This is a genomic window from Streptomyces sp. NPDC048106, from assembly GCF_040706415.1.
In the GTDB taxonomy this organism is placed as follows: domain Bacteria; phylum Actinomycetota; class Actinomycetes; order Streptomycetales; family Streptomycetaceae; genus Streptomyces.
The window spans coordinates 68,361-93,681 of record NZ_JBEZND010000039.1 but is presented as its reverse complement, the minus strand read 5'-3'; the positions used below and the strand labels follow the sequence as shown (position 1 = coordinate 93,681).

General features: G+C 73.0%; 6 protein-coding genes. 5 read left to right on the top strand and 1 reads right to left on the bottom strand.

The features are described from left to right. Positions 1 to 763 precede the first annotated feature (763 nt). Entirely contained in the window at positions 764 to 1,132 is a 369-nt protein-coding gene (locus AB0927_RS31340; protein ID WP_366671153.1) for a hypothetical protein, read from the top strand. Between the two features lie 23 nt (positions 1,133 to 1,155). Here the strand turns inward: AB0927_RS31340 and AB0927_RS31335 are convergent, their stop codons facing one another. Continuing rightward, positions 1,156 to 2,439 (bottom strand): bifunctional folylpolyglutamate synthase/dihydrofolate synthase, encoded by a 1,284-nt coding sequence (locus tag AB0927_RS31335; RefSeq protein ID WP_366671152.1) that lies wholly within the window; start codon positions 2,437 to 2,439, stop codon positions 1,156 to 1,158. Between the two features lie 179 nt (positions 2,440 to 2,618). On the opposite strand from AB0927_RS31335, the gene AB0927_RS31330 reads away from it, so the two are divergent. From AB0927_RS31330 to AB0927_RS31315, 4 genes are all read left to right on the top strand, one after another. Continuing rightward, a complete protein-coding gene (locus AB0927_RS31330; protein ID WP_366671151.1) occupies positions 2,619 to 3,896 on the top strand; it encodes an MFS transporter in 1,278 nt (425 codons plus the stop codon). Between the two features lie 502 nt (positions 3,897 to 4,398). Beyond that, on the top strand, positions 4,399 to 19,437 hold the full coding sequence (locus AB0927_RS31325) for an amino acid adenylation domain-containing protein (protein WP_366671150.1): 15,039 nt from the start codon (positions 4,399 to 4,401) through the stop codon (positions 19,435 to 19,437). Then, a complete protein-coding gene (locus tag AB0927_RS31320; protein ID WP_366671149.1) occupies positions 19,434 to 23,993 on the top strand; it encodes an amino acid adenylation domain-containing protein in 4,560 nt (1,519 codons plus the stop codon). The genes AB0927_RS31325 and AB0927_RS31320 overlap by 4 nt, the downstream gene beginning before the upstream one ends. After that, positions 23,990 to 25,294 carry a diaminobutyrate--2-oxoglutarate transaminase gene (locus tag AB0927_RS31315; RefSeq protein ID WP_366671148.1) on the top strand — a complete coding sequence of 435 codons (1,305 nt, stop codon included), beginning with the start codon at positions 23,990 to 23,992 and terminating at the stop codon, positions 25,292 to 25,294. The genes AB0927_RS31320 and AB0927_RS31315 overlap by 4 nt, the downstream gene beginning before the upstream one ends. The last annotated feature ends 27 nt before the right edge of the window (positions 25,295 to 25,321 follow it).

The following is a 25,321-nucleotide window of genomic DNA, read 5'->3' as shown; positions in this document are numbered from 1 at the left end:
CGCTCATCTGCTGGAGCAGCTGACGCAGAACACGAACTTCCGCATGCAGTTCGTCTACACCGGCCCGGTCCTGCGGGGCACCAGCGGCTGACCCGCACTCACACCACGGGCGCCGCCACCACAACCAGCGGCGGCGGCGCCCGCGATCTCGGATATGCGCTCTTCGCGGGCGTGCCGTTTACTGAACGGCGACCTTCCGCCGGCGGTACCTGCGATCGGGATCGTCCGGAGGGCGAGTGGGGCGACCCTGACCGTCTGGAAGAAGGATCGACTGCTCTATGCGCGGAGATGCCGTTTCCTCCAGACGTTCGTTCCTGCGTGGCGCCGCGGGCGCCGGGCTGGTCGCGGCCGTGCCCGGCCTCTCGGTCTCCGCCTGCGCCGGCCCTGGGGCGACCGAGGCCGCGGTGGCCGGCCCCAGCCCCTCCACGCCAGGCACCGGCGCTTCGGCGGACGGCCGTACGTCCAACGGGTACGGCCACTCCGACGCCGACTACTCCCGCACCGGCCTTCAGCGCGACCGCGTCCAGCAGTGGGAGGACGGCTTCCGCACCGCCGCGCACAACGACGACCCGAACGTTTCGGGTCGTAGGCGCCGACCAGACGCTTGCCGTCCTTCGTGTCGTCGACGAGGAAGACGGGGACGGTGGCGGAGCCGTACTCCGCGCGCAGGTGGAGGTCGGCGCCCCGATCACGGAGTACCGCCCGACGCTGCCGTGGCCCCAGCGCCAGTGCTCGACGCCGTAGGGGAAGGGCCGGTTGGACGGTGACCGCCCGGGAGTCCGACCCGAAGCCGCACCCCGAACCGGCCTACCCCCGGGACTACTACAGCAAGGTCCACTGGTCCTACCGTCATGGCGGCGAGCGGGCCGACTTCACCTTCACCGACACCGACCAGCTGATCGTCGCCAGGCAGTACGTCACCGAGCCCACCCGGGCCCAGAAGGCGGCGCTCGACAAGCTCGGCATCGACGAGATCTGGTACACCCGCTACGCCACGGACAACACCCTCACCCTCGCCCTGCCCGGCGTCCACACGTCGGGCACCGGCACGGGGACCCTCGAAGCAGCCCAGTTCGGCCTGAGCACCGCACCCCCGAAGAACGGCACCGCGAGCCCCGGCCACTCGAAGTGACCCACCGGGTCATCGCAGCCCCCTCACAACGGTTGCAGGGCCAGCGCGGTGCGGGCCTCGCCTACGAGGCGATGGGAGCCGAGGACGATGATCAGGCCGCCGGTCCCGGTGAGTTCGGCGGCCTGGTGCAGCGCCGCCGTGGTGTCCTCGGCCGTCAGACAGGGCCCCCGACGGTCCGGGGAAAGCCGGTTGTACAGGGTGTCGCAGTCCGCGGCGTGTGGGGAGTCGGTGCGGGTGAGGACCAGGGGCCAGTCGGCGGGGAGCGGGGAGAGCATGCCGGAGACGTCCTTGTCGTCCATCGCGGCGAAGACCAGCACGGGCGGGCCCGAGGGGCCGTCGGCACGGGCATGGCGCAGGATCTCGGGGGCGACGGTCGCGACCCCTTGCGGATTGGTGGCGCCGTCCAGGAGGACGCGGCCACTCCAGTCGTTCAGCCGTGCGTCGGGGACCAGTTCAAGGCGGCCGGGCCAGCGGGTGGCCGCCAGCCGTGCGCGGAGTCGTTCTCCGTCCGGTTCGGGGATGTGGCCGCGCTCGGCCATCGAGTCCACCGCGGCGATGGCGACCGCGAGGTTGTGGTGCTGGTGTGCGCCGGCCAGCGGACAGGGCAGATCACGGTGCACGGCGCGGGGAGTGGAGACATCGACGAGCGTCGTCGGGCCGCCGTCGCCGTGCCGGCCGACGGCACGGGCGGTGTAGTGGATCTCGTGGTCCATGCGCCACACCGACACTCCCGTCCGCTCCTTGAGCACCTGCTCCGCGGCGGTGGCCGCCTCGGGGGCCAGGCGTCCGAGAACAACGTGGTCCCCGTCCCGCGCGGCCGCCACCTTGGCCCGAGTGATCTGGGTAAGCGAACCGCCGAGCAGCCGGGTGTGGTCGAGTCCGATGCCCGTGACGACCTTGACGTCCAGGCCGAGTTCCGCGGCCGCCGCCCTGCTCCCGCCGATGCCCGCCTCGGCCACCGCCAGCCCGACCCCCGCGCGTCGGAAGTGCACGGCCGCGGTCGTCGCGAAGATGCCCTGGGTCAGGACGGGCAGACCCTGCCGCTCGATCGCCTGCCAGACTTCCGCGAACGCCGCGGTGTACTCCGCGCGGGTGACGGGAACCCCGTCGATCCGGATCCGTTCCCTGAGCTCCTGGAGGTGCGGGCTGGGCATGCTGCCCACCCGTACACCGGTCGCGGCCACGGCCGACACCGCGAACGCGCAGGTCGAGCCTTTGCCGTTCGTGCCGACCACCAGCATCCCGCGTAGCCCCCGCTCGGGACGGCCCAGCGCCTCCAGCAGCTTTGGGACGTTGGCCTGTCGCACCTCCCGAGGAAGCCGAAGGGGGTTCTCCCGCACCTCTGCCAGGATGTCCGCGCAGCATGAGTAATCCACACACCAGACCATGCCCCTTGGTACGACGGATCAGACGCGCCGCAAAGGACCTCTGGATCAGTCGGCGTGTGGCGGGCCCGACCGCTGGCCCCAGGACGGAAGACCCTTGCATGTTCGTGCGTTCGCTCTGGTCCAACCGGGACTTCACCGTCTTCTGGGCGGTTCAGGCGCTGTCCGAGGTCGGCAACGCCTTCTCGCTGGTGGCGCTTCCGCTGCTGGTGCTGCACACCACCGGGTCCGCGGCTCAGATGGGGCTGCTCACCGCCGTCGCCGGCGCCACCTCGCTGCTCACCGGACTGGTCGGCGGCGCCTGGGCCGACCGCTTCGACCGGCGGCGCCTGCTGATGCTGTGCGACGCCGCCCGGCTGGTGCTGTACTGCGCGATCCCTGTCTGCTGGGCCGTGACCCCGCAGATCTGGCTGCTGTACGTGGTCATGGCACTGGCCTCGGTCTTCGAGATGCTGTTCAACATCACATATGTCACCGCCGTGGCGAACCTCGTCGACAAGGAGCAGATCGTCGCGGCGAACGGCCGGCTGGAGGCGACGAACGCCATCGCGTACATCGCCGGCCCGGCCCTGGCCGGTGTGGTGGCCGGGGCTTTCGGGCCGACGGCCGCCGTCGCCATCAACGCGGGAAGCTTCGGGATTTCCCTGGTGGGCCTGGCGTTCATCAGGCTCAGGCCCCTCGCGCGGCCCCCGGCCGACGAGGTCGAGAGCAAGGCGGCCCAGGCGCCCGACCGGCGCTCCGGCTTCCGGGCCGGCGCAGCGTTCCTGTGGCACACGCCGGTGCTGCGGGCGCTGACCGCGCTGCTGACCGTCACCACCTTCCTCAGCCTGGGCATGACCGACGTGTTCATCTACCACCTGCGGCACGGTCTGGGGCAGGACGAACGCACGGTCGGCTACGTCCTCGCGCTGGCCGGGCTCGGCACCTGTGTCGCCGCCGCCGCGACCGCCAGGCTGCGCCGCTCCTGGGGGTTCGGCCCTTGCTGGCTCGGCGCGATGAGCTTGTGCTCGGTGGCCGTGCTGGCGCTGGGCGGCACCGGTCGGGTCTCGGTGGCGGCCGTGACGATCTGTCTGTACTCCTTCGGCATGGGACTGGCGGGCGTCTGCTCGATGTCCCTGCGGCAACAGGTCACGCCGGACCATCTGCTCGGCCGGGTCACCTCCGCGTTCTGGACGATCCATGGCAGCCTCGCACCCCTCGGCGCGGCCCTGCTCACGGCCCTGGTCGGCCGGCTGGGCGCGCGCGGGCCGCTGACCGCGGTGGCCGCCGTCTTCCTGGCCGTGGTCGTGGCCGCCGCCTTCACCCCCATCCGGCAGCGCCACCCGGAACGGACCGTCGCACCGCTCCCGCAGACGCGGCCCACCGACGCGCCACCATGACCGACCGGCCCGTTCGGCGGGGGCGCCACGGCTGCCGTTCGACCGGACGACGCGGTAGTCCACCGCACAGTAAGAGACCCCGGGCATCACCGCCGCCCGGGGTCTCTTACTGTGCGGCCGCCCGAGAACCGCCTTCAGTTGAGCCGTCGATCTCGGAGGCCGTGATGACGACCGTCGAGTCGACCCCGATGACCGACCAGGGGATCTGGAGGTTGAACGTCCCGTTGCCCGGGCTCCACGTCCACCACGCCCGCCACACGGCGTTGACGTTGCCGCCGATCGCCGCGAGGCCCTGGTCCGCGGCGGTGGTTTCCCGAACTGCTCACGATCCGCGGCACCTCGGTGGCGGAAGATCCGGTCGTGGTTGTCATTGCGCGAACACCACCCGCGGCCCGCGAAGCCGTGCCCTACCAGCCCGCAGGGGCGGTGGAACAGGCCCGGAACAGCGGGAGAACAGCGTAAGGACAGGCGTCGGTGACATGCTCCGCGTACGGGCACAGTCATGTTTCGGCCTGGGGCAGTGGAGAAGCGGGGTGTTTGCCGAGGGATCGCGCCCCGACGGGCCGGCTCCCCGCTCTCACCGGTTTCTCCGGACAACCGGGCTCCCGGACTCTACGCGGACAGGGATCGGATCATGCGTGTGAACTCCTCAGTTGTCGATGCGATTCGTCACACGGTGCATGAGCAGGGCGAGCACGTCACGTACGAGTTCCTCGCCGATGACGGGACGACCTCGTCGAAGGTCACCGCTCTCGAACTCGACCGGCGCGCACGGTCCGTCGCGGCCGCCCTGCGGCGCCGGGCCGAGCCGGGGACCCGGGTCATGCTGCTCTACCCGCCCGGTGAGCTGTTCGTCGTCGGCTTCCTCGGGGCGCTCTACGCGGGCATGGTCGCCGTCCCCGTCTACCCGCCCGATCCCGCCCGTTGGGACCGCAGCCTTCCCCGGCTCGGCGCGATCGCGCGGGACGCGCGAGCGGAGATCGTGCTGTCGACGGGGCCCCGCGAGGCCCTCGAAGCCGTCCTGGCCGATCACGCCCCGGACCTCGCCCGGCTGCCGTGGCTGGTCACCCAGGAGGTCATGCTGGGCGGCGCCGACGACTGGCGGGAGCCGACGCTGGCGCACGACTCCATCGGCCTGTTGCAGTACACCTCGGGTTCGACCGGCCGGCCCCGCGGTGTCGTGGTGACCCACGGGAACCTGCTGTCCAACAACCGCACCATCGCGGACAACTTCGACGTCACCGGCGCCGACTCCGTCGTCTCCTGGCTGCCCTTCTACCACGACATGGGCCTGCTCGGCGGTGTGCTGCAACCCCTGCTCAGCGGGATACCCACCGTCCTGATGTCGCCCTTCGCGTTTCTGCGCCGGCCCCTGCGGTGGCTCGAGGTGATCGCGGCGCGCGGCGCGACCGTGAGCGGCGGTCCGAACTTCTCGTACGACCTGTGTGTCCGCAAGAGCACGGAAGCCGAGCGCGCGGCTCTCGACCTGTCCACGTGGCGGCTGGCGTTCTGCGGTGCGGAGCCGGTGCGCCACCGGACACTGGCCCGCTTCGCCGAGGCGTTCGCGGTGAGCGGGTTCGACGCGTCCGCCCTGCTGCCGTGCTACGGGCTCGCCGAAGCGACGCTCTTCGTGGCGGGGAGCGGGCGGGGCCACGGCGCGTACCGTCTCCAGGTCGACCGGCAGGCGCTGCGGGGCGGCAGCGTCGAGGTGATCGCGGACGGGGAGCCCATGGTCTCCTCGGGACGCGTCGCGACCGGACATGAACTCGCTGTCGTGGATCCACGGACCCGCGAGCGGATGCCGGCCGGGCGCGTCGGGGAGCTCTGGGTCCGCGGCCCCTCGGTGGCGAACGGCTACTGGCGCGACGAAGCCGCGACAGCCGAGACGTTCGCCGCCCGGCTGTCCGGCGACACCGAGCCCTTCCTGCGGACCGGCGACGTCGGGTTCGTGCACGACGGACAGCTCTTCGTCACCGGCCGGGTCAAGGAGCTGATGATCGTCCGCGGCCGGAATCACTACCCGCACGACATCGAGGAGACGGCGGTCCGCGCCTCGGACCGGGTCCGTCCGGGCTGTGGCGCCGCGTTCTCCGTGGAGACGCGGGACGGCGAACAGTGCGTGCTGGTGCAGGAGGTGGCCGCGGACACCCCGGAGGACGAGCTGCCGTCCGTCGCCGAGGCGATCACCGCGGCGGTGCGACAGGAGCACGGGATCTCCCTCGCGGACGTCGTCCTGCTCGCCCCGCGGCAGGTGCCGAAGACGTCGAGCGGCAAGGTGCAGCGTCTCGACTGCCGCGCGGCCTACGTCGACGGCGTGGTCGCCGGGGAACGGTACCGCCGGTCCACCGCCGCGTCCCACGAGGTGCCCGTCGCGCCCCGGTTCACGGCGTCGCGGGCCGACTTGCTGGCACTCCCCGACGACCGGCGGACCGAGGCGATCGAGCGGCTGCTCCGCCGGGCGGCCGGGCACGACATGGCACCGGGCGCCGCCGTGGCCGCCGAGCTGGGCCTCGACTCCCTGGGCGCGGCCGAACTGGCCTTCGACATCGAGGAACACCTCGGCGTCGTCATGGACCTCGCCCTCCTGCTGGGGCCGGCGAGCGTACGGCAGGTGGCGGTCGAGGTGGACGCCCGACTGCGCGACGCGCCCCCGGAGCCGGCGTCCCCGGAACCCGAGCCCCCGGACCCCGCGGAACCGGAGAAGGCGGAACCGGAGAAGGCGGAGCACACCGCCGATGTCGCCCCGCTGTCCGCCGGACAGCAGTCGCTGCTGTTCATGCGGGAGATGGAGGGTCAGGACTATCCGCAGAACGTGTCGGTCGCGGTGCGCCTGACCGATCCGGTGAACGTCACGGTGCTCGCGGACGCGGTGCGCCTGCTCGGTCTCCGGCATCCGGTGCTGGCCTCGCGCTTCGGTACCGACGGCAGCCGGCGCTGGCAGCGGAGCTGCCCGGACAGGCCGTTCGAGCTGGACATCGTGGACCTGGCGGGCGAACCGGAATCCTCGCTGCGCACGCGCGTGGACGGCTGCGCCCTCACCCCCTTCGACATCGAGCGCGGCGACGTCGCCCGTGCCCGGCTGTTCGTCGGTATCGGCTCGCCGGTGCTCGTGCTGGCGCAGCACCACGTCATCACCGACTTCTGGTCGGTCGTCACGCTGTTCGAGGAACTCACCACCCTCTACGGCCAGTTGCTGCGCGGGCGCGAGCCCCAGCTCCCGCCGGCCGTGGCCTACGCGGAGTTCGTCCGCTGGCAGGGGGAGTACGAGCGTTCGGCGCGGTGCGGGCTCGACGAGCGGTACTGGCTGGACCTGCTGGCCGGCGACGTGCGCGCGCCGAGCCTGCCCTACCACGACCAGGCCCGGCGCGATCGCGCCCTGCCGGGCGGAGCCGTCGACAACCGCCGCATCACGGTCCCGCCTGGGCTCGTCGCGGAGCTGCGACGGGTCGCCGACGACTGCGGGACGACGCTGTTCGCGGTCCTCATGGCGGCGTTCGAGCGGCTCATCGGCGCCCACAGCGGCGAGGACGAGTTCCTCCTCGGGACGACGACCACCGGCCGCCCGGAGGCCCGATTCCGCAACACGCTCGGCTATTTCTCGAACATCGTTCCCGTCCGTGTCGATCTGGGCACGCCCGCGACCGTCGCGGAACTGGTCTCCCGGACCGGGCACCAGGTCCGCGAGTCGCTGGGCCACCAGCACTTCCCGTACCGCCGGCTCGTCGAGCTGCTGCGCACCCGCGGCGACAGCGCGAGTGTGATCAACGCGGCCCTCGTGTTCGAACGGCCGCACGGGGCCGTCGCCAGGGGCGTCGGACCGGTGGTCCTCGGGGCCGCGTCACCGCAGGAGCAGGTCTCGGCGGTCATGGGGGACCTGACCCTCGAACCGTTTCCCATCGGCGAGCTTCCCGCCACCCAGTTCGACATCACCCTGCACGCCGTCCCGGTCGACGACAGCCTGGCCGCGCACATCCTGGTCCGCGCCGATCGCTTCGCCCCCGACTTCGCCGATCAGCTGGCCGGCCAGTACCTCGACCTCCTGCAACAGATCCCGCGCCGGCCGGCCGCCCCCGTCTCGGCACTGCGCCTGGCCGGCGAGGCGGCCTCACTCCTGCGCGCCGACGTGCCGGCGCGCACCCGGCCGCAGGTGGTCTGCGCCCATGAGATGTTCGAGGCCCAGGCCGACTCCGCCCCCGACGCCGTCGCGATCGTCTCCGGCGAACGGGAGTTCACTTACGCGGAGGTGGAGCGGACCGCCAACAGGATCGCCCACGAGCTGCGGCGGTACGGCCTGGGGCCCGACGACTCCGTCGGGCTGTGCCTGCCCCGTTCCGCCGATCTCGTCATCGCCATGCTCGCCGTGCTGAAGGCGGGCGCCGCGTTCGTGCCCCTCGATCCGGCCCTGCCGCCCTCCCGCCTCGCCGACATGGTGGGTGCCGCCCGGTGCGCGCGGATCCTCTGCCAGGACGCGACCGCCGCGCTCGCCGCCGAACTGGGCGTCGCGACCCACCGGGTCGACACCGCCGCGCCAGGCGACGAGGGGCGACCCGGGCGCGTGGCCACGGGGGCCGGTCTCGCCTACACCATCTTCACCTCCGGGTCGACCGGACGGCCGAAGGGCGCGCAGATCGAGCACCGGTCCTTGGTGAGTTTCCTGTTGTCGTTCCTCGACATCGTCGGGATCGAACCGGGCGACCGGGTGCTCCAGTTCGCCCCGCTCACCTTCGACGCGTGCATCGAGGAGATATTCGCCACCTGGAGCGTGGGCGCCACGCTCGTGCTGCGCGACGAGGCGGTGCTGGAGTCCCCGGCGCGCTTTTGGGCGTGGTGCGACGAGCAGCGGCTGACACTCGTCGACCTGCCCACGGCGTTCTTCCACGTGCTGGTCACGGCGCTCGGCAGCGGCGTCGAGGTGCCGTCGGCGCTGCGCACCGTGCTCATCGCGGGCGAGGCCGTGCACCCGGACAAGCTCGCCCGGTGGTTCGCCGCCGACCGCCTCCGCACCCGTCTGTACAACCGCTGGGGAACCACCGAGGCGACGGTCTGTTCGACGTTCGCGCTCCTCGGGCCGGAGTCGGGCCGGGCCGCGCTGCCCCGCGAGGTGTCGATCGGCACGGACATGGCCGATGCGGTCGTACACGTGCTCGACGCCGCACTCCAGCCCGTGCCGGACGGGGTGGTGGGGGAGGCGTACATCGGGGGCGCCGGTGTCGGGCGCGGCTACGCCTCCGCTCCCCGGCGGACGGCGGAACGGTATCTGCCCGACCCGTTCACGACACGGCCCGGACGGCGGCTGTACGCGACGGGCGACCTGGTGCGCCGGGCGGGTGATGGCGAACTGCGGTACGTCGGCCGGGCCGACCAGCAGGTCAAGGTGCGCGGCTACCGCATCGAACTCGGCGAGATCGACGCCGTGCTGCGCCGCCATCCCGACACCGTGGAGGCCGCGGTCGTGGCGTCCGGCGGCCCGGGCGAGACGGAGCTGATCGCCGCCGTGACCGGCGACATCGACCCCGGGAAGCTCCGCGACTGGCTGCACCGGGAACTGCCCGGCTACATGGTGCCGTCCCGGCTGCTGGTCCTCGACCGCATTCCGCTCAACCGGCACGGCAAGGTGGACGCGGCCGCGCTGCGCGCGCATGCCGTGGCCGCGGCACGGTCGGGCGAGTCTGCGGTGATGTCCCCGGTGGAACGCAGGCTGGCCGGCCTCTGGTGCGCTGTCCTCGACGTCGCCGGTGTCGGGCTCGACGACGAGTTCTTCTCCCTGGGCGGGCATTCGCTCCGTGTGGCGAACCTCAACACCGCGGTGCGCGGCGAGTTCGGCGTCCAGCCACCGCTTCGGATGTTCTTCGAGGCGACCACGGTGCGCGCGCAGGCGGCACGCGTCGCCGAACTGCTCGCCACGGGAGGCGGCAGCCCGGCGGTGGCCGGACTCCCGGAGCCCGCGCAGGCTCTCCCGCCGGCCGAGCCGACGGTGTCCCTGGGGCAGAAGCGCCTGTGGTTCCTCGACCGGCTCGCCGGTGGCTCCGGGGCCTACACCGTGGCGGGGGCCCTGCGCATCTACGGGGCGCTGGACCGCGACGCGTTGAAGCACGCCCTCGACGCCCTCGTCGCCCGGCACGCCGCGCTCCGTACCGGCTTCCAGGACCACGGAGGCCGCCCGGTCCCTTACACCGGCGTCGACTTCGAGTGCCCGTTCGAGGTTCTCGACCGGAGGGCCACCCCGCCCGCGCGGCGCGAGTCCGTACTCGCGGACATCGCCGCCGAGCACGCCGGCAGGCCCTTCTCGCTCGACAAGCCCCCGCTCGTCCGGGCGGCCCTCGTCGAGTTCGGCCCGGCCGAGTCCACGCTGCTGCTCTGCTTCCACCACATCATCTGCGACGGCCGGTCCATGGAGATCATCGCGGCCGATCTCGCGGAGCAGTACGACCGGCGGACACGGCGGCGGGACGCGCAGGCGCCCGCACCGGCCCTCGACTACGCCCGGTGGGCGGGCGACGAGAGCACGCGCCTCGCGTCCGCGGCCGGCCAGGAGGGCCTCGCCTTCTGGACCCGGCGGCTCGGCGACGCGCCGCGCGCCATCGACCTGCCCGCCGACCGGCCGCGTCCCGCGCTGCAGACGTTCAACGGGGGACGGGTCCCCCTGGTGCTCGGCGCCGAGGACACGGCCCTGCTGCGTGCCCTGGCCGGCCGGACGCGGGCGACCGTCTTCATGGTGCTCTCGGCCTGCCTGGCCTCGGCCCTGTCCCGGCTGTCCGGGCAGCGGAGCGTGGTCATCGGTACCCCGGACGCCAACCGGCCGGCCGACGGGGCGTACGACGACGTCGTCGGCTTCTTCGTCAACACCGTCCCGCTGCACTTCACGGTGGACGGCGCGGACACCGCGGCGCGGCTCCTCGACCGGGTGCGGACCACGACGCTGGAGGCGATGGCGTGGAAGTGGGTCCCGTTCTCCGCCATCGTCGAGGCGGTGGTCCAGGAGCGTGACCCGAGCCGGAGCCCGGTGTTCCAGGTGATCCTCGACCTCCACAGCGGACGGCTGCCGGTGCCGGACATGGCCGGCCTGCGGGTGGAGACCGAGCCCCTGTTCACCGGCGTCGCCAAGACCGACCTCACCTTCGAGATCACCGACGACGGCGGCCCGCTGACGGGCTGGCTCGAATACAACTCCGACCTCTTCGAGCCGGAGACCGCCCGGTACATCGCCCGGCTCTTCGCCGAGACGGCGCGGGCCATGGCGCGGCGTCCGGACGAGCGGATCACGACGCCCGCGGTGACCGCGGCGCTGGACCGGTGGCCGTCCGAGGTGCGTCCGGGCGACGTACCGGACACGTTCTGGGAGCGGTTCGAGACGGTCGTGGACACCACGCCCGACGCGGTCGCCATCGAGGACGGCGACCGCGCGCTGACCTACCGCGAGCTGCGCGGGCAGGTCGACCAGGTCGCCCGGGTCGTCCGGAGCGAGTTCGCGGTGCGTCCGGGCGACATCGTCGCCGTGGAGGTCGCGTCCTCCGTCGAGGCGGTGATCTCGGTGCTGGCGGTGCAGCGGTGCGGCGCCGCGTACGTGCCCATCGACCCCGACTATCCGGCCGAGCGCAGGCACTTCATGCTGGAGGACTCGGGCGCGCGCACCGTGGTGACCCGCCAACTCGTCGAGCGCGCCCTGAACCGGCCCCCACTCGCCGATCCGCTGCCGTCCGTGCACCCCGACGCGGCCGCCTATCTGATCTACACATCGGGATCCACGGGCCGGCCCAAAGGCGCGCTGGTCTCGCACCGGAACCTCGCCCACCACGCCCTCGTCCAGGCACCGTGCTACGGCATCGACGCCGGGACCCGCATGCTCCAGTTCGCCAGCCTCAGCTTCGACGGGTCCGCGTGGGAGATCTTCTCCGTGCTCGGCGCGGGCGGGACCCTGTGCGTGGCCGAGCGCCGGCACGCTCTGGTCGGAGAGGCGCTGGCGGACACGCTGACCGCCCGTGGGATCACGGCGTGCATGCTGCCGCCCTCGGTGATCGCGTCCCTGCCCGACCGCCCGCTGCCCGCGCTGAGGACCCTGGTGTCGGCCGGTGAGCCGTGCCGGGCCGAACTGGTCGCGCGCTGGCAGCCGGGGCGCCGGTTCCTCAACGGCTACGGGCCCACGGAGTGCACCGTCATGGTCACGGCCGCCGAGTGCGCGCCGGGACGGCCCGTCTCGCTCGGCTCCGTGCTGCCGGGCAGCACGGTCCACGTCCTCGACGAGGACCTGGAACCCACGCCGACCGGCGCGGTCGGCGAGCTGTACGTCGGTGGCGCCGGTGTCGGCACGGGGTACCACAACCGGCCCGCGATGACCGCCGAACGCTACCTCCCTGACCCGTTCTCCGACGTCCCCGGCGCCCGGATGTACCGGACGGGCGACCTCGTGCGGGTACGTGCCGACGGAACCGTGGAATACCGCGGCCGCCGGGACAACCAGCTCAAGGTGCGCAGCTACCGCGTGGAGCCGGCGGAGATCGAGGCGGTGCTGCTCGCCGCCGACGAACTGTCGGACACCGTGTCGGACGTCGCGGTCCGCAGGCTGGACTCGGTCCTGGTCGCCCACGTCCAGTCACGGGACACCACGCTGAGCCCGCAGGCGCTGGAGCGGATCTGCGCCCGCACGCTCCCCGCGTACATGGTCCCCGCGGCCTTCGTCGTGCGCAGCGAGCTGCCGAGGCTGCCCAACGGCAAGCTCGACGGCAGCCGCCTCGAACGGCCGCAGCGCTCCGACTACGTGCACGACAAGCCGCTGCCGCTGGAGTCGGAGGCCGAGCGGGCCATCGGACGCGTCTGGGCCGAGGTCCTCGACGTCGACGAGGTCGGCGGCTCGGACAGCTTCTTCGCGCTCGGCGGGCACTCCCTGCTGGCGACCGTGGCCACCGCCCGGGTGGCCGAGGAGATCGGCCGCGAGGTGCCGCTCCGCGTGCTGTTCGAGGCACCCGTGCTGCGCGACTACGCCGCGCTGTGTGCCGAGACGGCCGCGGGCGGCACCTCGGACCTGATCGGGAGCCACGCGGACGACGGCGGAGCGGCCCCGCTGTCCGTGATGCAGGAGCGCGTCTGGATCCTGGAGGAGCTCGACCGCGGCACCGGACGGCAGGCCCTGCACGGCCGCTACCACCTGTCCGGCGCGATGCGGCTCACCGGGGCGCTCGACGAGGACGCGCTGCGTCGTGCCGTGGCGCGGCTGCTCGCCCGGCACACCACGCTGCGCACGGTGGTGGCCGAGGAGGACGGCGCGCTGACACAGCACGTCCTCGACCACGTCGAGGTGGTGCCCGTACGCATGCCGCTGACCGGGGCCACCGTGGCGCAACGGCTCGCCGAGGCGCATGACGTGGTCGCCCGCGAGGCGATGACGCCGATGGACCTGGCGGCCGGTCCACTGCTGCGGTTGCGGCTGCTGGAGGTCGGCCCCGAGGACACGGTGCTGGTCGTGACGCTGCACCACATCGTCGGTGACGGCTGGTCGGTGGAGATCCTCAAGCGCGACCTGGCGCATCTGTACGCGCACGAGGTGGGCCACCCGCCGACCGATCCGCTGCCGCCGCTTCCGGCGACCTACCAGCAGTACGCCCGGTGGCAGCGGCACCGCCTCGGCACGGGTGTCCTGGACGAGTCCATCGCGTACTGGCGCTCCCAGCTCACCGGCCTGCCTGACCTGGTGCTGCCGGTCGCCAGGCAGGGCACCGAGCTGCCGAGCGCACAGGGCAACCACCGGCGGGCGACGATCGAGGGGCCGCTGCGGTCGGGCATCGCGCGGCTCGCCGCCGCCCACGGCGCCACCGAGTTCATGGTCCTGGCCGCGGCGCTCCAGATCACCCTCGGCCGCCTGGCCGGCCAGCGGGACTTCGCGATCGGGGTACCGGTCGCCGGTCGCGGGCGGCGGGAGACGGCGGACCTGATCGGCTTCTTCGTCAACTCCCTCGTCCTGCGGGCCGACCTGTCCGGGGACCCGACGTTCGCCGAGCTGCTCGACCGGGTACGGGCCACGACCGTCGACGCCTACGAGCATCAGGACGTCCCGTTCGAAACGCTGGTCGGTGAGCTGGCACCGGAACGCGATCTGACCACCACGCCGCTGTTCCAGGTCTACTTGAACCTGCTCAACATCCCCGCCCACCAGGCCGAGCTGCCGGGCCTCACGGTCGAGCCGTTCGACGTGCCGGACCTCGACGCCAAGTTCCCCCTGGCGTTCTACGTCGACCCCGGCACCGCGCGGATCTCCCTCGACCTGATGTACGCCGTGGACCGCTTCGAGGCCGCGATGATGGACGAGCTGCTGGCCCAGTGGATCAGCGTCCTCGATCAGGCGGTGGCGGACAGCGCGCTGCCCATCGGTGCGCTGCGGCTGGACACCCCGCTGACCCGGCGCCGGCTGCCCGACCCGACGGCACCCCTCGACGCCGCCTGGCACGGTTCCGTCGTCGAGCGGTTCGAGGAACGGGCCGGCCGGGAACCGCGCCGCACCGCGATCAACGAGCCCGGACAGCGGGTCGCTTACGGCGAGCTGGCCTCGGCCACGGCGGAACTGGCGAGCCTGCTCAGGCACCACCAGGTCGGCAAGGGCGACGTGGTCGCCGTCTACGGGGACCGGTGCGCCTCCCTGGTCTGGGCGGTCCTGGCCGTCCTGCGCACGGGTGCCGCCTTCACCCTGCTCGACCCGAACCACCCCACCGCCCGGCTCGTCGACTGCCTGGCGGTGGCCCGGCCCTCGGCCCTGCTGCACCTGGCGGCGGCCGGACCGGTACCGGCCGAGGTGTCCGGCGCGTTGGACGGGATGGGGACGCACTGCCGGGTCGAGCTACCGGCCCGGCTCGGCGAGGCCCGGCATCTCCTGCCACCGGGCGCCGCACGGACGGCCGCCGTGCCCGTCGCGCCGGACGACTGCGCGTACCTCGCCTTCACCTCCGGATCCACCGGCCGGCCGAAGGGCATCCGCGGCGCCCACCGCTCGCTGACCCATTTCGTCCCTTGGCTCGCGGACACGTTCGAACTGCGTGACACGGACCGCTACAGCATGCTGTCCGGAGTCGGCCACGACCCGCTCCACCGCGAGATGTTCACGCCCCTGACCACCGGCGGGGCCGTCTGCGTCCCGGCACCGGAGGACATCGGGACCCCGGGACGGCTGGCCCGGTGGTTCCGCGCCGAGCGGATCTCGGTGAGCCACCTGACACCGCCGATGGCCCGCCTGCTCGACGAGCTGAACACCGACGACGTGACGCTGCCGGACCTGCGGCGGGTGTTCTTCACCGGGGACACCCTCACCCGCCGCGACGTACGGGCCGTCACCCGCCTGGGGGACGCGGCGCTGTGCGTCAACCTCTACGGGGCGACCGAGTCGCAGCGGGCGGTCGGCTACTTCGTGGTCCCGGCCGCGGACACCACCGCGGCGGACGACCTCGTCGGCGCCTACCCGCTCGGCCGCGGCATGCCGGACGTCCAGCTCCTCGTGCTCAACGAGGCCGGCCACCGCGCCGGCGTCGGCGAGCCGGGCGAGATCGTGATCCGGTCACCGCACATCGCGCTCGGCTACGCCGACGACGCCGCGCTCACCTCGGCGAAATTCGTGCGCAATCCGTTCACCGGCGACGCGGACGACCGGATGTACCGCACGGGCGACCTCGGCAAGTACACCCTCGACGGCGCGGTCGTCTCCCTCGGCCGGACGGACGACCAGGTCAAGATCCGCGGATACCGGGTCGAGACGGACGAGGTACGGCACGTGGTCAGCGCCGCACCAGGAGTCCGCGACGCGCTCGTGGTGGCACGCCCGGACGCGAGTGGCGAGACGGCACTCGTCGCCTATGCCGTCGCGGCCGGGGAGCCCCGTCCGGACGAGGGCGGCATCAGGGCCTTCGTACGCGCCCGCCTCCCGGAGTACATGGTGCCCGCCCGCGTGGTGACCCTGGACGCGTTCCCCCTGACGCCCAATCACAAGATCGACCGTGCCGCGCTGCCCGAGCCGGCCGGTGTGGTGGCGGTGGGCGACGACGGCGCGGACACCCCGTTGACACCGGCCGAGGAGCTCGTCGCGGGGATCTGGCGCGAGGTGCTCGGGGTCGCCCGGGTGCTCCCGGACGACAACTTCTTCGCGCTCGGCGGGCACTCGCTGATGGCGACCCGGGTCGTCTCCCGCATCCGCCGCGTCTTCGGCCGCGACATCGCCCTGCGCACGCTGTTCGAGGAGCAGACACTCCGACAGATGGCGGCGCGCCTGGAGGCGACGGCCGGCGACGGCCCTGGGACCGCGTCGATCCCCGCGCTGCCGCGCGGCGGCGCGCTGCCCGCCTCCTTCGGCCAGGAACGGCTGTGGATCCTGGACCGGCTCGAAGGCGACACCCACGCCTACAACACGTCCACGGCGGTACGGCTGCGCGGACCGCTGGACACCACGGCGCTGACCGGAGCCCTGGCCGACCTCGTCGAGCGGCACGAGACGCTGCGCACCCGGCTGGTCCTGTCCGACGGCACGGTGCACCAGGTGGTGGAGGCCGCCGGCGACGTCACCATGCCGCTGGACGTCGTCGACCTGAGCGCCGAGCCCGCGCGGACCGCGGAGGAGTCCTGGCGGCGGTGCCTGGACGACGCGGCGGCCGCCCGGTTCGACCTCGCCGAGGCACCGCTGGAGCGGGCCACGCTGATCCGCCTGGCGCAGGACGACCACATCCTCGTACTGGCCGCTCACCATGTCGTCGCCGACGCCTGGGGCATCCAGGTACTGGTCCGCGACTTCGCCACGCTGTACCAGGCCCGCCGGCACGCGACCGCACCCGACCTGCCACCCCTCACCGTGCGGTACGCCGACTGGTCGAGCTGGCAACGGGCCTGCTTCGAGCGTGGCGACCACGACACCCAACTCGACTTCTGGCGCGCCGCGCTGGCCGACCCCGCGCCGTTGCTGGAGTTCCCGGCCCAGCGGCCCCGGCCGGTGACGATGAGCAACCGCGGGCTGACGGTGCACCGGATGATCCCCGCCGAGCTCGTGGACCGTGTGCGTCACGTCGGGCAGGAGAACAGCGCGACCCTGTTCATGACGCTGCTCGCGGCGTTCGTCTGCCAGTTGCACGGCTACAGCGGCGCCTCGGACATCGCGGTCGGCGTTCCCGTGTCGACGCGGTCCGTCGTCGAGACCGAGGACGTGGTCGGGTTCTTCGTGAACACGATCGTCTGCCGCAACCGGTTGTCGCCCGACGACTCCTACCTCGAACTCCTCGACGGCGTCCGGGCGACGACCCTGGCCGCGTTCGCCCACCAGGACGTGCCGTTCGACCGGGTCATCGAGGCCCTCCAGCCGAGCCGGGACCTGAGCCGCAACCCGCTGTTCCAGGTCATGTTCGTGCTGCACAACGCGCCGGCCGCGGAGGTCGAGCTGGGGGACCTCCGGATGGAGCGCCTGTACGCGTCCACCCACACCGCCAAGTTCGACCTGAGTCTCGACCTCGCCGAGGAACCGGACGGGCTCCACGCGACCCTGGAACTCAACGCGGACCTGTTCGACGCGGAGACGGGCACCCAGCTCCTCGACCACTTCGAGACGCTGCTGAACGCCATCGCCGACGCCCCGCGCACCCGGCTGGCCGACCTGGAGCCGCGCCCGGCCGCCGAGGTCAGCGCCCAGGAGGCACTGAGCACCGGCCCGGAGCCCGGCACGCCGCTGCCGCCGGCCATGGCGCTGGAGCGCTGGGCCCGGCACACCCCGGACGCGCCGGCCGTGGTCGACGGCACCACGGTCTGGAGCTACCGCGCGTTCCGGGAGCTGGTGGCGGGGCTCGCCGGACAACTGGCCCCGGTGGCCACGGGCGCCGAGCCGGCGGTGGTGGTGTGCGCACGGCGCTCGGCCGCGCACATCGCGGTGGCCCTCGCCTGCGGCGCGATCGGCGCCACGTACGTCCCGGTCGGTCCGGCCTTCCCGGACCGCCGGATCAGTGCGGTGCTCGACCGGCTCGGCGACGCCGTGGTGGTCACCGACGCGGAGCAGGCGGAACGGCTGCGCACGCTGGCCGGCCCGGACCGGCCGCACCTCGTGCTCGGCACGGCCGCCCCCGCGGCGCGCGGCTTCGAGCCGCGCCAGGTACCGCCCCGGCAACGCGCGTACGTCATCTTCACCTCGGGCAGCACCGGTGAGCCCAAGGGCGCCGCCATCGAACAGGCCGGGCTGCTCAACCACCTCGACCTGATGGCGCACGACCTGGGCCTGACGTCGTCCGACGTCATCGCGCAGACCGCGCCGCAGTCCTTCGACATCTCGGTCTGGCAGATGCTGGTCGCCGTGCTGCGCGGAGCGACGACCGTGATCAGCGACGACGAGACGAGCCGCGACGCCGACGCGCTCCTCGCCCTGGTCCGCGGCCGGGGGATCACGGTGCTGCAACTCGTCCCCGGCATGATCAGAGGGCTGCTCGAACGGGCGGCACCGCAGGACTTGCGCACGGTCCGGTATCTGCTCGCCACGGGGGAGGAACTGCCCGCCGACCTGTGCGCCGAGTGGCTGCGCCGCTTCCCCGGCATCCCGGTGATCAACGCCTACGGCCCGGCGGAGTGCTCGGACGACACCCACCTCATGGTGCTGTCCACGCCGCCACCGCCCGGCCGGCCCGTCTCGATCGGCTCCCCGGTCGCGGGCGTGAGCAGCCGCGTCGTGGACGAGGACGGCCGGGTGCGGCCGTTCGGCGTGCCCGGGGAACTGGTCATCGGCGGAGTGGCCGTGGGGCGCGGCTACGTCGGGGACCCGCGCACCACCGCCGAACGCTTCCTGCCGGACCCGTTCGCCACCAAGCCGGGCGCGCGGCTGTACCGCACCGGGGACCGGGCCCGCCTGATGCCCGACGGCCGCCTCGAATTCCTCGGCCGCCTCGACCACCAGCTCAAGATCCGCGGCTACCGGATCGAGCCGGGGGAGGTGGAAGCGGCGCTGCGCGCGCTCGACGGGGTGCACGACGCGGCGGTGACCGCGGGTGCCGCCGGTGACGCCGCGAGCCTGATCGCGTGGGTCGTCGGCGGCGGGCACGATCCCGCCGCCCTGGACAGCGCACTCGCTTCGCGCCTGCCGCGGTACATGGTTCCGGACGGCTATGTGTTCGTCGACCGGTTGCCCCGCAACCCCAACGGCAAGCTCGACCGGACCGCTCTGACGCGGGACGACGCGCCGATCGAACGGGTGCGGCAGGGCTACGCGGAGTTGACCGGGCCGACGGAGCGGCTGGTCGCGTCGGTGTTCGAGACGGTGCTGGGCTGCTCGTCGGTCGGGGCGCTCGACGACTTCTTCCGGCTCGGCGGCCATTCGCTGCTCGCGACGCGTCTCATCGGCGAGCTGGCCGGGCGGACCGACATCGAACTGCCCCTCCGCATGGTGTTCGAACACTCGACCGTACGAGGCATGGCGCAGGCGATCGACGAACTGCAGTGGGCGGCGCTGAGCGATGCGGAGCGGCAGGAGCTCCAAGCCCTGCTCGGCGGCCTGACGGACGACGAGGCGCGAGCGATCCTCGCGTCCGAGGACGAGGGGGACGCGTGACCACTCAGGCCAACCCGGACCGTGACCCGTCGGCGGGCATGTCCGCCGCCAAACGGGAGCTGCTGGCCGGTCTGCTGCTCGACCGCGGCCGGAAACGGGCGGCCGGGCGCGTGATCAAACCCCGTGACCCGGCCCGGCCGTGCCCGCTGTCCCGCGGTCAGGAACAGCTCTGGATCGCCGACTCGCTCGCCGACGGACGGCCGCTGTACAACGTGCCGTACGGCGTCCGGCTCCGCGGCGACCTCGACGTCACCGCGCTGCGTGCCGCGCTCGACGGTGTGGTCGCCCGGCACGCCGTCCTGCGCACGGTGTACGCGCAGCGCCCCGACGGCCGTCCCGAGCAGGTCGTACAGCCGGCCCGGCCCGTCGCCTTCGAGGTCGAGGCGGTGGCGGGGGAGGAGGAGGCCTTCACCGCGGCGCGGCGTATGGCGGGCGTGGCGATCGACCTGCGGTCCGGGCCGGTGCTGCGCGGGCGGCTGTTCCGCATCGCGGCGGACGACCATCTGCTGATCCTGGTCGTCCATCACATCGCCACCGACGCGTGGTCGGCCGGTGTGCTGCTCGACGAGCTCGCCGAGCTGTACGACGCGGCGCGGACCGGCCGCGCCACCCGGCTGCCGGAGCCGGCGATCGACTACGCCGACGTGGCGGCACACGAGCGGGCCGTCGAGCCCGGGAACTACGACGGACTCGTCGCGGACTGGCGCGAGCGGCTGCACGGGACCGAACCGCTCGGGCTGCCACCGAGTGTCGCGGGAGGCGTCGCGAAGAGCGGGAGCCGGGTGCACCGCCACTGGGACGCACGGCTCGGCCGTGACCTCCAGCAGGCGGCCGACACACACCGGTCGACCCTCTTCAACGTCATGCTCACGGCTTTCGCCGCACTGCTGTACCGCTACACCGGCACCTCCCGGTTCGCCGTCGGCACCGTCATGGCGAACCGCGGCCCCCAGACCGAGCGCCTGATCGGCTATTTCGCGAACACGGTGCCCATCGTCGCCGACGTGACGCCGGCGGACTCGCTGGCCGACGCGCTCGGCCGGCTGACCGAGCGGTCGCTGTGGGTCCGTGACCACCAGGTTCCCTTCGAGGTACTGGTGGAGAAGCTGGCACCGCGGCGCACGCTGGCCGAGAGCCCGCTGTTCGACGTGATGTTCGTGTTCAACAACGGCCCCGGCGGCGAACTGCGCGTACCCGGCCTGTCGTTCGCCCCGGCCCAGGTGCACTCCCGCACGGCCAAGTTCCCCCTCGACCTGTCCTGCGCCGTGACGCCGGACGGCGTCGAGGTCTCGCTGGAGTTCGACGAGTCCCGGTTCGACGCCGCGCAGGCCGAACGCCTCCTCGACCACTACCGGCGGATGCTCGACGACCTGTGCGCGAACCCCGCCCGACCGGTCGACGACGTGGCGCTGCTCGACCCGGCCGAGGTGCGCTCGGTCGTCGTCGACCACAACCGGACCGAGCAGCCGTACGCCGACGAGGCGACCGTGCACGGCCTGTTCGAGGAGTGGGCGGACCGCCGGCCGGACTCCGTCGCCGTCGTGTGCGGCGACGCGTCGATCACCTACGGCGAACTCGACGCACGGGCGAACCGACTCGCCCATCACCTGCTCGCCCTGGGCTGCGGGCGCCACGAGCGGGTCGGCATCTGCCTCGAACGCGGCATCGACCTCGTCGTCGCCCAGCTCGCCACCGCCAAGTGCGGCGCGGCTTACGTCCCGCTCGACCCCGGGCACCCCGACGACCGTCTGCGCTGGACGCTGGAGGACTCCGGCGCCGGCTTCGTGATCGGCGGTTCCGCCAAGCTCGCCGCCGTCACGGCCACGGTCGTGGACGTCGAGTCCCCCGCCTTTCCCACCTCGCGGCCGGACGCTGAGGTGCGGCCCGGGGACCTGCTGTACCTGATCTACACCTCGGGGTCGACGGGCCGGCCCAAGGGTGTCCTGCTCGACCACCGGGGACGCGTCAACAACTTCTCCGACTTCAACCGGCGATTCCACGTCGGGCCGCGGGACAGGGTCTTCGGAGTGTCCGCCCTCGCCTTCGACATGAGCGCCTACGACGTATTCGGCACCCTCATGGCCGGGGCGACGGTGGTGTTCCCCGAGCCACGGGACGAGCGGTCACCGGGGCGCTGGATCGACACCGTCCGGCGCACCGGCGTCACCGTCTGGCACTCGGTCCCGGCACTCTTCGGCCTGCTGATCGAGGAGGCCGAGAGCCGGAGCGGCGCCCGGCTGCCGATCCGGCTGGTGCTGCTCGGCGGCGACTGGATCCCGCTGCCGCTGCCGGAGCGTGCCCGCCCCCATCTCAGCGAAGCGGCGCAGGTGGTGAGCATGGGCGGCGCCACCGAGGTGTCCATGGACTCGACGATCCATGTGATCGAGGACGTCGCCCCGGAGTGGCACAGCATTCCCTACGGCGTGCCCATGGCCAATCAGAAGGCGTACGTCCTCGACCGGACGCTGTCGCCGCTGCCCGTCGGCGTCGCGGGCGAGCTGTACCTCGGCGGTGCCGGGGTCGGCTGGGGCTACCACGACCGGAGCCGCCTGAGCGCCGAGCGCTTCCTGCCCGACCCGTTCGCCGCCGCACCGGGCGCGCGGATGTACCGAACCGGTGACCGGGCCCGCTGGCTGCCGGACGGCAACCTGGAACTGCTGGGGCGGGTCGACTTCCAGGTCAAGATCAACGGATACCGCGTCGAGACCGGTGAGGTCGAGGCGGCCCTGCGCGACCTCACCGGCGGCGCCTCCGTCCTGGTGACCGCGCACGGCCCCCGCGACGGGGCGCGGACACTGGTGGCGTACCTCGTCGCGGCCGCCGGCACCGGACCGTCGGACGCGGAGCTCACCCGCGCCCTCGCGGCGCACCTGCCGGCCCACATGGTGCCCGGTGCCTTCGTGCGCCTGGAGTCGTTCCCGCTGACCTACAACGGGAAGATCGACCGGAGCGCGCTGCCCGCGCCGACCGTCGTCAGCCCGCCGGGGCGCGCACCGGCGACCGGCACGGAACAGCGGCTGGCCACGCTGTGGCGGGACGCACTCGACGCCGAGACCGTCCCGGCCGACGCCAGCTTCTTCGCGCTCGGCGGCAACTCGATCGGCGTCATCCGGATGGCGAGCGCGGCCCAGCGCGCCGGACTGGCGCTCACCCCGCAGATGGTGTTCGTCCACCAGACCATCGAGGGCCTCGCGAAGGCATTGGACCAGCAGGACGCACCGGCCGCCGCCACCGGCGCACCGCGTCCGGCCGGCGGGGAGCCCTTCCCCGTGAGCCCGGGCCAGCGCCATATGCTCACGGTGCTCGACACCGCCTGGGTGCCCGGCCTCTACCAGATGCAGTCCACGCTGCGGCTGCCGTTCGATGTCGACCCCGACTCCTTCGTGGCCGCCTGGCGGCAGCTCACCGCACGTCACATCACCCTGCGCAGCGGCTTCCGCAAGCGCGCGGACGGCACCTGGACCCGGGTGACCGCCGACGACATCGAACCACCGGTCGAGTTGCTCGACTGGCGGGACCGGGACCCGGACACCATCGCCGACGACCTGGTGGACATGCTGGAGCGGGAGCGGTCCGCGCGCACCGACGTCGCCGTGCCGCCGCTGTGGCGGGTGTGGCTGGTGCGGGGGCCCGGCCAGTGGTGGATGGGACAGGTGCAGTGCTATCTGCTGGCCGACGGCTGGTCGAACCTGGTGCTGCTCGACGAGCTGCTCGACCTGTATCTCGCCGCCGTCGCCGGGCGTCCGGCGCAACTGCCCCCGGTCGTGGACGTCGGGGCCCTGCACGACGAGGCGGACCGTGCCGGGGACACCGCCTTCTGGCGCGAGCGGCTCGCCGGCGCGCCCGCGTCCCGGCTGGCCGGGTCCCCGGGCCTGCTGGGCCCGTCCCGCTTCCGCCGCGTGACGACCCGCCTCGACCCCGCCGTCGCGGCGCTGCTGCGCGCACGGGCCGCCGACTTCGGCCACACCTTCTCCACCCTGGCCTGCGCGGCCTGGGCCCTGCTGGCCGCGGCCCGGCTGCGGCGCACCGACGTCACGATCGGCGTGGTGTCGGCCGGCCGCGAGCGGGTCACGGAAGACCTGGAACGCGGGGTCGGCGTGTTCATAGCGGCCCTGCCGGTGCGGGTCGCCATCGACTGGGACGGCTCGCTGACCGCCCTGTTCGACCGCTTCCAGCTTGCCAGGGCCGAGAGCGCGGAGCACGCGTCGGTCGAGACCGGCACGCTCCAGCGGATGGGAGCCGACGACGGCCCCCTCTTCGACTCCGTCGTCGTGGTGGCCAACTATCCGGTGTCACCGAAGCTCCGGGCGCAGCAGCCCGGCGCGGACACGGCCGCGGACGGTACCCGCAACCAGACCGAGTTCGCGCTGCGCCTGGACGTCACCGACGACACCGAACCGCGCATCGCCCTGTCCTACTACCAAGACCGCGTCACCGACGCCACGGCCGGTCAACTGCTCGACGCCTACACCGCGATCCTGCACGCCGTCGTGAGCGCCTCCGGCGCCACGAGTGCGGACGCGGTCGCGCACATCACGACAGGAGATCACCGATGACCGCTCTGACCACGCACGACCCGGCCGGCGCCCCGGCCGCCAGCGCGCGCACGGTGTTCGAGGAGCGCGAGTCCGTCGTCCGGTCCTACTGCCGGACCTTCCCGGTCGTGGTGGCCGGGGGACGCGGAACCACCCTGGTCTCCGAGGACGGCACCGAGTACATCGACTTCTTCTCGGGTGCCGGCGCCCTCAACTACGGCCACAACCACCCGCACATCAAACGGCGTGTCATCGACTACCTCGAAGGCGAGGGGCTGGTGCACGCGCTCGACCAGCACACCCCGGCCAAACGCGAGTTCCTCGATCGCTTCGCCCGGGAGATCCTGGAGCCGCGTGGTCTGCGGCACCGTGTCCAGTTCTGCGGTGGCACGGGAGCCGACGCCGTGGAGGCGGCGCTCAAACTGGCGCGCAAACACACCGGACGCTCCAAGGTCATCGCGTTCTCCGGCTCGTACCACGGCGTCAGCCGGGGCAGCCTCGCCGCGACCGGCGACCTCGGGTTGCGCCGGACGGCCGGGGTGGCCCTGGACGAGGTGAGCTTCCTGCCGTACCCGGTGGGGCCGCGTGGCTCGTTCCCCACCGCCGCCCTGCTGGAGCAGTACCTCACCGACGACCTGTCGGGTGTCGAGGCGCCCGCCGCGCTGATCCTCGAAACCGTCCAGATGGAAGGCGGCGTCTACCGGATCCCCGATGCCGAACTGCGCCGGCTGCGAGAGCTCTGCGACGCGTTCGGCATCGTCCTGATCGTCGACGACATCCAGGCCGGCTGCGGCCGCACCGGCACGTTCTTCTCCTTCGAGCGGGCGAACGTGGTCCCGGACCTCGTGACCCTGTCGAAGTCGATCAGCGGGCTGGGCCTGCCCATGTCGCTCCTGCTCATCCGGGAGGGGCTGGACTCCTGGGAACCCGGTGACCACCCCGGCACGTTCCGCGGCAACCAGCTGGCGTTCGTCGGCGCCTGCGCGGCGCTGGACCTCTGGCAGCGGCCCGGGTTCCTGGCCACCGCACGGGAGGGGGCGGCCCTGCTGCGCGACTTCTGGCGGGAGCACGCGCCCCGCGGAGTGGAGGTCCGGTGCGAAGGCCACGCGGTCGGGATCGACATGAGCGCGGCCGGCGGCCGGGACGCCGCGAGCGCCGTGGTGCGCCGGTGCTTCGAGCGAGGGCTGATCGTGGAGGCCGCCGGCCGCGACAAGGCGGTGGTGAAGCCGTTGCCCGCGCTGACGATGGACCCCGACACGCTGAGGTCCGGCTGCACGCTCCTGCTCGAAGCGGTCCAGCAGGTCGTCTCCGGCACCACCTGACCCCGACCCCCGACGTGCATGCCGTCC